10 protein-coding genes and 1 pseudogene are annotated in these 6,672 nt (G+C 37.0%); 5 read left to right on the forward strand and 6 right to left on the reverse strand.

Annotated features, from left to right (window positions below; translation table 11 throughout):
- From NCWK1_RS29970 to NCWK1_RS28640, 4 genes are all read right to left on the reverse strand, one after another.
- On the reverse strand, positions 1–201 hold a 201-nt coding region (locus tag NCWK1_RS29970; RefSeq protein ID WP_222838823.1), incomplete at its 3' end, for a hypothetical protein.
- A 77-nt stretch (positions 202–278) separates the two neighbouring features.
- On the reverse strand, positions 279–1,079 hold the full coding sequence (locus NCWK1_RS28630) for an antirestriction protein ArdA (protein WP_103127016.1): 801 nt from the start codon (positions 1,077–1,079) through the stop codon (positions 279–281).
- Between the two features lie 92 nt (positions 1,080–1,171).
- A complete protein-coding gene (locus NCWK1_RS28635; protein ID WP_222838824.1) occupies positions 1,172–1,720 on the reverse strand; it encodes a hypothetical protein in 549 nt (182 codons plus the stop codon).
- A gap of 1 nt (position 1,721) precedes the next feature.
- Positions 1,722–1,931, reverse strand: coding sequence for a hypothetical protein (locus NCWK1_RS28640; RefSeq protein ID WP_103127018.1), 210 nt, complete (start codon positions 1,929–1,931; stop codon positions 1,722–1,724).
- A 65-nt stretch (positions 1,932–1,996) separates the two neighbouring features.
- Between NCWK1_RS28640 and NCWK1_RS28645 the strand changes: the two genes are divergently transcribed.
- Positions 1,997–2,509 carry a hypothetical protein gene (locus NCWK1_RS28645; RefSeq protein ID WP_103127019.1) on the forward strand — a complete coding sequence of 171 codons (513 nt, stop codon included), beginning with the start codon at positions 1,997–1,999 and terminating at the stop codon, positions 2,507–2,509.
- A gap of 405 nt (positions 2,510–2,914) precedes the next feature.
- Here the strand turns inward: NCWK1_RS28645 and NCWK1_RS28650 are convergent, their stop codons facing one another.
- Positions 2,915–3,148, reverse strand: a complete 234-nt coding sequence (locus NCWK1_RS28650; protein ID WP_103127020.1) for a hypothetical protein — start codon at positions 3,146–3,148, stop codon at positions 2,915–2,917.
- 420 nt (positions 3,149–3,568) lie between these two features.
- Between NCWK1_RS28650 and NCWK1_RS28655 the strand changes: the two genes are divergently transcribed.
- Positions 3,569–4,690 (forward strand): pentapeptide repeat-containing protein, encoded by a 1,122-nt coding sequence (locus tag NCWK1_RS28655; RefSeq protein WP_103127021.1) that lies wholly within the window; start codon positions 3,569–3,571, stop codon positions 4,688–4,690.
- Positions 4,691–4,877: 187 nt separating this feature from the next.
- A pseudogene (locus tag NCWK1_RS30665) lies at positions 4,878–4,976 on the forward strand (pentapeptide repeat-containing protein); the annotation flags it as partial.
- A gap of 38 nt (positions 4,977–5,014) precedes the next feature.
- On the opposite strand, the gene NCWK1_RS30330 reads toward NCWK1_RS30665, so the two are convergent.
- Positions 5,015–5,272 carry a hypothetical protein gene (locus NCWK1_RS30330; protein WP_245895016.1) on the reverse strand — a complete coding sequence of 86 codons (258 nt, stop codon included), beginning with the start codon at positions 5,270–5,272 and terminating at the stop codon, positions 5,015–5,017.
- A gap of 100 nt (positions 5,273–5,372) precedes the next feature.
- On the opposite strand from NCWK1_RS30330, the gene NCWK1_RS28665 reads away from it, so the two are divergent.
- Together NCWK1_RS28665 and NCWK1_RS28670 are read left to right on the forward strand one after the other, a co-directional pair.
- On the forward strand, positions 5,373–6,086 hold the full coding sequence (locus NCWK1_RS28665; protein ID WP_103127023.1) for a DUF4231 domain-containing protein: 714 nt from the start codon (positions 5,373–5,375) through the stop codon (positions 6,084–6,086).
- Positions 6,087–6,152: 66 nt separating this feature from the next.
- Positions 6,153–6,672 (forward strand): hypothetical protein (locus NCWK1_RS28670; protein WP_146034060.1); only part of this gene is annotated, 520 nt, incomplete at its 3' end.

The raw sequence follows: 6,672 nt of genomic DNA on the forward strand, positions 1-6,672 counted from the left end.
GCTGTGAATCCTAACTCCTGGGACTTCGTAGCAGCTTGTAGTTAATCTCTTATGCCCAATAATTAAATCAGCCCTTTTACGTTGTCCTGGCAGTGGTCGAAACTTAAATTGTGGATGCGAAATGTAATTAGTGTTAAGCTCTCTGCCCAAGTAGCGGTAAAAAGTGCCTTGGATTTCATAAACTGCTTGCCAATGAAGCATTGTTGAGTCGTAAATTCTCATATTCTTAGAGGATGAAGTGAGGGCGATCGCTTGGTGGGTGCGATCGCCAAAATTAACTAACCGTAATATTCACGAAAAATATAAACGCCATGAGGTGAAGCTTTTACTGAATCGTAACCCTCAATAAATAACTCACGGGCTACAGAATCCCAATCGATATGCTGTGACCAGAAGAGGAAATTTTTCTCAAATTCTGACCAGTTATACATACTTTCAATTTCGTCAGATTTCAAAACAAAATCTCTCTCTGATTCCCAATGTCCACAGTAATAACTACTAAACTCTTCTGCTAATTTCTCAATATCTGGATTATGAATTGGGTCTTTTGCATAATTGAGCCAAGCTGCCATCGCGTCGGCATCATCAGCATCATCTAATACCTGAGCTAATTTGCTGATATATTCCAAACTTTCATATTCACGTAATGAGAAATCAGCAAAATTCTCATAATCATGTATTGCCCATTCCTCACACGGTTCATCATCTGCAACTGGCGACCAAGACAACATCCATTTAATATCATCTTCTATGTCTTCTAGGTCTTGAGTTGCATCAATCCAAAGACCGTGTAAATGGCCTGAGTTATATGCACTCAAACAAGCAACATAAATTTTAGGTGTTTTGTTGTCTGTGCATTCTCTCTCATGGCTAGGATATGGCAGGCGACATTTTAAACTACTAACTATGGGAAAGCTAAAACTAGGAAAATTTACACCAGCTAAGTTAACAGCCAACTCTAAAGCTTGATAATCAATAGTTTTATCAGCAGGAATTAAAATTTTACCTATTTGTTGGATGTTATAAAGCTGTTCAGCTACAGCCAAGGCTTCTGATTCTGAATTGAAAACTAATTGCATTGGTAGATATTTTTTAAAATTCTTAGAGGATGAGGAGAAAGCGATCGCTTGATAGTTGCGTAGGCGCAGCCCACCGCAGGCATCGCTGTAAATTAAACACAGTAGTAATTGCTATATGGTTTGGGCGTGTTCTGTGCTGTAAATTCCCAAATCTTCCGTCTTGATTTTGCTGACCAACTGACATGAATTGGTCTATCTGCGCCGTAGTAATAAATTGAGTCAAAGTTTAGAGTTTTGAGGTAACTAATTACTTTGCGGCTATCTATACCAGTGATTACAAAGTCACAAGCTGCCCCAAGATGTTTGCAGTAATAGTTACCTCTGCTGTTAATCTCATAACTCATGTGTTGGTCAACTTTTACGCAGATACGAGATTTTTCACGGTTGAGGAATTTCAACAAATTTTTACTACAAAAGCCATAGGTTAACTTAAAGTTTTCAGCACCAAATTTGTTGATAACTGGTGTGATGATTAGTTGATTTAAAGTTTCGAGTGATCCCAGGCTTTCAGAGTTTTCAGGATATGGATTGATGAGGCTAGAGTATTTAGCGTAAGTATTAGAACAGGTGCAGAGTTCTTGAATCATATTCTTAGAGGAAATGAAGGGAAGGCGATCGCTTAGTGGGCGATCGCTAAACAAGTTAAATTCCGTTGATAAATTCTTTGTGGATGCCTAAATCGATTGCTAATCCTTTGATACGCCTACGAACTGAGGTTCTAGCATCATCTAATTTAAGTGATAATTCATCTTCTGTTTGCTCAAGATGAATTAATAAATCAATCGCTTTTCTCAGTTTTTCGAGTTCGTATAAATCGTATTCTTGATTGGTGTGTACAGTATCGTTTTGCATTGGTCAGATGCCTTTTTACTACACTTTAATTATAGCACTAAAACTTAATAAATAACCATGTATACATGGTAAAATTAAAGAAGAGTTATAAAGATAAAAAAATGAACATTGCATTTAGTGGCCCACGTAATTTGACCAAACAACAAGAAAAAGAAATTTATTTGCATTTTGAATATTTTATTTCTTGGCAATGTGAAAACTGGTATGTAGGCGATGCTGATGGTTTAGACAATTTTGTAAGACGTGCAGCAGCTTATTATAAAAAGCAACTAACTGTATTTGAAGTAGAGGGAAACCAACGCTGGCATTTTGCAAAACGCAGTAAACAGATGATAGATGCAATTTCACAATTAAAAGACCCTTGGCTTTATGCTTTTCCTAATAAGCCTTGCCCTGAAGAATGTAAACCATGTAGTAATATAAATGGTGCTGGCTCTGGGACTTGGCTAACAATTGCTTATGCAAAATATAAAGGTATAAATATTTATTTATTTCCAGTTTTTAAGAACAGATATGAAGATAATAGTTGGCGGCCAAGCTGGTTAGATGATGAGCCACAACAATTAACGCTTTTCTAACTGCGGAGCGACCGTAGTGTAGTGGAGGTTGGCGGCGGCGGCAACCAACTAGAACGAAGTGAGAGGCCTTGAGCGTGGAGCCGCCGCGACCGGAACGAAACGAAGGGAGTGGAGCGATCGTTAGCAAACAACTGTAAACCGCAGTTAACTTAAAACCTTTAAAAGCTTGCTATGCAATAATTTATATTATATAAACTTATGTAAAGTTGCCGTAAAACATTATTTTAACCATGTATACATGGTATACTATAAATATGAAAGTGAATGACGTAAACTGATCCAAAAAGTACAGGTTTTTGTGTAAGAGCGAATTTACTTTCATCCGCAGTTTGGAAACTGGCCTGTACCCAGCAAACTAGAACTGTGGGGAAAATCCAGAGGAACGGAATTTTAAGGCACTCTGGGTTAACCAACCGCAACAGATACCTTTACCTCTCTCTCTTTTTTCTCTTTCTTCGACCTCTCTCTTTTTTCGCAAAAAATGAAGCCCAATAAAAAGGTATTGCACGCCGTAGCTTGCGGAGGTGTGCTAAAATGCCTTTTTGCTTCATTTTTTGCGCTTTTTTGCTGCTGCTCCCAAGGTGAGGTATTTTTGAGAAGACTAATGGCAGCAGCAAAAAAGGTAACAACGCGAAGCACATTATCCCTAGTGAAGTGACCAAAGTGTAGTGGAGGGTGGCTGCTGCGGCAGAAGACTTGAACGAAGTGAGTAGACTTGATTTTCAGCAGCAGCGCCCGGAAAGGAACGACGGGAATGGAACAGTTTTGACTATTTTGTTTGCTAAAAATCTTCTTTTAAATTAGCGATCGCCTCTATCCAAAAACTTATCTAGCAGCTTAAGCCGGGTTTACCGGGCGCACCTAGCATTATCTGATAAATTTTCCTAGAAATTGTCTAAAAAATCCTCTAAGAAAATTATCTAATAGTTTAAGCCGGGTTTACCGGGCGCACCCAGCACTATCTTATACATTTGCTTAAAAGTTATCGGATTGGGGGAGGATGTGGCGTATCAAATTTATGGTTGAATATCTTTAATTCACATATATAAAAACTGAGTAATGTCTATTTTTAAGCCTTCAAAGAAAACTAATAATTCTCATTTGAAGAATTTACGTATTAAAATAACTGCTAGATTTGGGCAATTCCCTAAATTTTCAAAACCCCCTCAGCCAATCTCTGAAAATGAAATTCGCCAAAGAGCTTTTGAATTATGGCAAGCAAGAGGTGGTCATAGTAGTGATATTGATAATTGGAATGAGGCTAAACGCCAGCTTGAGCAAGAACAAATTCAACGAACAAAAGTATTAAGAAAAATTGCTTCTTTAGCTAATCAACCTCTGATATTTGTAGAGAAAAGTTTTCTTGAACCTTGTGCAGATTGGTTTGAACGGGCTGCAATTTTCCAGATTATTGAAAAATTAAGTCCTATTATTGAAGCGATTGGTGTCCTTTTAATTCCGCTTGCAATCTGGTGGTTTACAGAAAGCAATGAAGAAATAAAAGACCGTCAAGAGAAGGCTATACGAGGGCAACAAGCTGTGCAGAATTACCTCAACCAGCTTTCAAATATCTTGCTCCAAGGAGGCGTAGAGAAATTAGAAAATAATAAACAATTACAAAATATTATGCGTGCTAGTACATTAGCATTATTTGAAAATCCAGATTTACAAAATGAGGAGAATGACGAGAATACGGTAGATCGTAAAGGACAGGTTATTAAATATTTATCAGAAACAGGATTGATTCAATCATCAAAAAGACAAAATAAATTACAGTCTCCTATTATTTCTCTCGCAGAAGCTAACTTGCAAGGGGCTAATTTGAAAGGGGCTAACCTGCAATTTGCTAACCTGGAAGGGGCTAACTTGCAAGGGGCTAACCTGCTAGGGGCTTACCTGCTATTGGCTAACCTGAAAGGGGCTAATTTGAAAGGGGCTAACCTGAAATTTGCTAACCTGCTAGGGGCTGACCTGAAATTTGCTAACCTGGAAGAGACTAACCTAAAAGTTGCTAACCTGCGAGGGGCTAAATATACAGACGAAAGTACCAATTTAGAGGTTTGTCTGCAAATGTTATTAAAATATTCATGCACTACAAAATTTCCAACAGGATTTGACCCTAAAGCTTCAAAAATGGTGTTAGTAGATAACCTCGAAAATGACAATTATATTTGGCCCTGATGTCTGCGATAATCCCAGTGCTTCTGACAATTTCCACCCCACACACCCAATTTCTTAGACTTAGCGATCGCTATTTTGAAATAGTGTTCGTGTCCTGTCACCGTGTCTTCAAAATGATTTTTTCAACCGGAATATCTCGTAACCAATCTGTATCAGAATTGAAGTGTAAGCGTCTTCTTACCCAGTTATGCCGCAGGACTTTTCCGGTCAGAATCTCAGAGGACGCTCCTTTAGAGGTCAAAACCTTGAGGGGGCAAACTTTAGTTATGCAGATATCCGAAGCGCAGATTTTACAGGGGGGAATCTAACAGGTGCAAACTTTAGTCATGCAAAAGCTGGATTAGAACCTAATAGGGCTGTTTTACATATTATCTCTTTGTGTTTGCTGTCAGGAGCATCGGGGTTTTTCTCTGCTTTTTCTGGCAGCTTGGTGTCATTACTTTTTGAAAATTCCAGTTTAGAAAGCAGGATTGCAGGCTGGACTTGTTTAATTGTAATAGTTATTTTGTTTACAGTTATAACTCGTAAAGGAATAAACGCAAGCCTAGCCGTAGCGGGAGCTACAACCGGAGCCGGAGCCATAGCTGGAGCCGTAGCTGGAGCCGTAGCCTAAGGTTTAACAATGAGTTATTAATCCTGTCTCTAAATAACCTTTAGTAAACACTATTTTACTATTACTGCAATGCAAGACCAATCCCAAAAGTTTAATGTGCAAGTTAGTTATTCAATCCAAAACTCAGATGAGCAGTTAGGTAATAAAATTTCAGACTTAGCAACAGAGCATGATGCTACTGTTAATGAGATAGTATCAGATTCTCAAGGACATCAATTAGTCATAAATCTAACTTTTTCTAATTATAAAACTCTGATATCATTTATTGATAAATGCACAAAAGAACCAGAATTAAAAGTAAATTGTGTTGAAAAAGATGATGAAACTAGTAAAAAAATAAATTTTATTAAACAAAAAATAGACAAAAGAATTGGCTCTTTTAGAGAGCGGCGTAATGAAAATAGAAGCAATGCAATAAGGATTAAACTAATTTCATTATCTGTGGCTTCTTTGACAACAGTTTTATTAGGACTCAATGGATTAAACAACACAGATAAAATCGTATTGCAAAACGTTGCTTTTACTCTGAGTGCTGTAACAACTTTGTTGACAGCTTGGGATACATTCTTTAACTATAGAGGATTATGGGTTAAATACACTACTACTCTAAATGAACTATATGAGTTGAAAGACAATCTAGAGTATCTAAGTACTGGCGAAATTACAAATATTAGTAAAGAAGATTTAGACAAGCTTTATCAACGGTATCAGAGTATTCTTAATGAGACTAATGCAACTTGGACAGAACTTCGGAAAGAACAGAAATCCACAAATAATAACTAATTAATTAAAAAAGTTTTTCTTCAAGTGTAAATAATAAGATGTGGAGATATTAATAAAATATTAATTATGATGATAAATGATATTACACTTAACGAAGTTTTAGAAAAATTAGAATCTCCTCCAAGAGACGTTATAGCTTTACCAATAGCTCATCTTACTTCTGCTCGTTCCTTTGGTGAAATTATAGACGACGAAGCTTTTAAACCAACACGTTGTGCTGTTTTTGAACGTGATTTACTTTACTTTTCATACGGTGGAGTTTTTCATCGCTATGGACAGGAACCTACTTCTGAAGCGACAAAGCTACCTGTTGCTTTTGTATTTAAACCCACATTACTTGAAAAAATAGATTATTTATTTCCTTACGACACTGGAGCAGCTTATAAGGGTCTATATAATAACCAAGAGTTGTGTAATTTTGATAAGTATCAAGTTGTTAATCATGGAGGATACGAATTACCTCCTAAACTTGTTTACTATCTTTATGGCAACAATCAGAATTATATTCTTGGAGAGGTTGTTAAGGAATCTGCTCCACAAATAAGATTAATAGAGCCGGCGTTGCTGAATGAAGGGATGAATAGAT

Origin of the sequence: Nostoc cycadae WK-1 (assembly GCF_002897135.1) — a bacterium.
GTDB lineage: Bacteria > Cyanobacteriota > Cyanobacteriia > Cyanobacteriales > Nostocaceae > Nostoc_B.

What these genes read in the sequence shown, in the direction of transcription:
- NCWK1_RS28640 (WP_103127018.1), bottom strand. Translation starts at nt 1,931, where the DNA reads ATGCAAAACGATACTGTACACACCAATCAAGAATACGATTTATACGAA.
- NCWK1_RS28665 (WP_103127023.1), top strand. Translation starts at nt 5,373, where the DNA reads ATGCAAGACCAATCCCAAAAGTTTAATGTGCAAGTTAGTTATTCAATC.
- NCWK1_RS30330 (WP_245895016.1), bottom strand. Translation starts at nt 5,272, where the DNA reads ATGGCTCCGGCTCCGGTTGTAGCTCCCGCTACGGCTAGGCTTGCGTTT.
- NCWK1_RS28630 (WP_103127016.1), bottom strand. Translation starts at nt 1,079, where the DNA reads ATGCAATTAGTTTTCAATTCAGAATCAGAAGCCTTGGCTGTAGCTGAA.
- NCWK1_RS28655 (WP_103127021.1), top strand. Translation starts at nt 3,569, where the DNA reads ATGTCTATTTTTAAGCCTTCAAAGAAAACTAATAATTCTCATTTGAAG.
- NCWK1_RS28645 (WP_103127019.1), top strand. Translation starts at nt 1,997, where the DNA reads ATGGTAAAATTAAAGAAGAGTTATAAAGATAAAAAAATGAACATTGCA.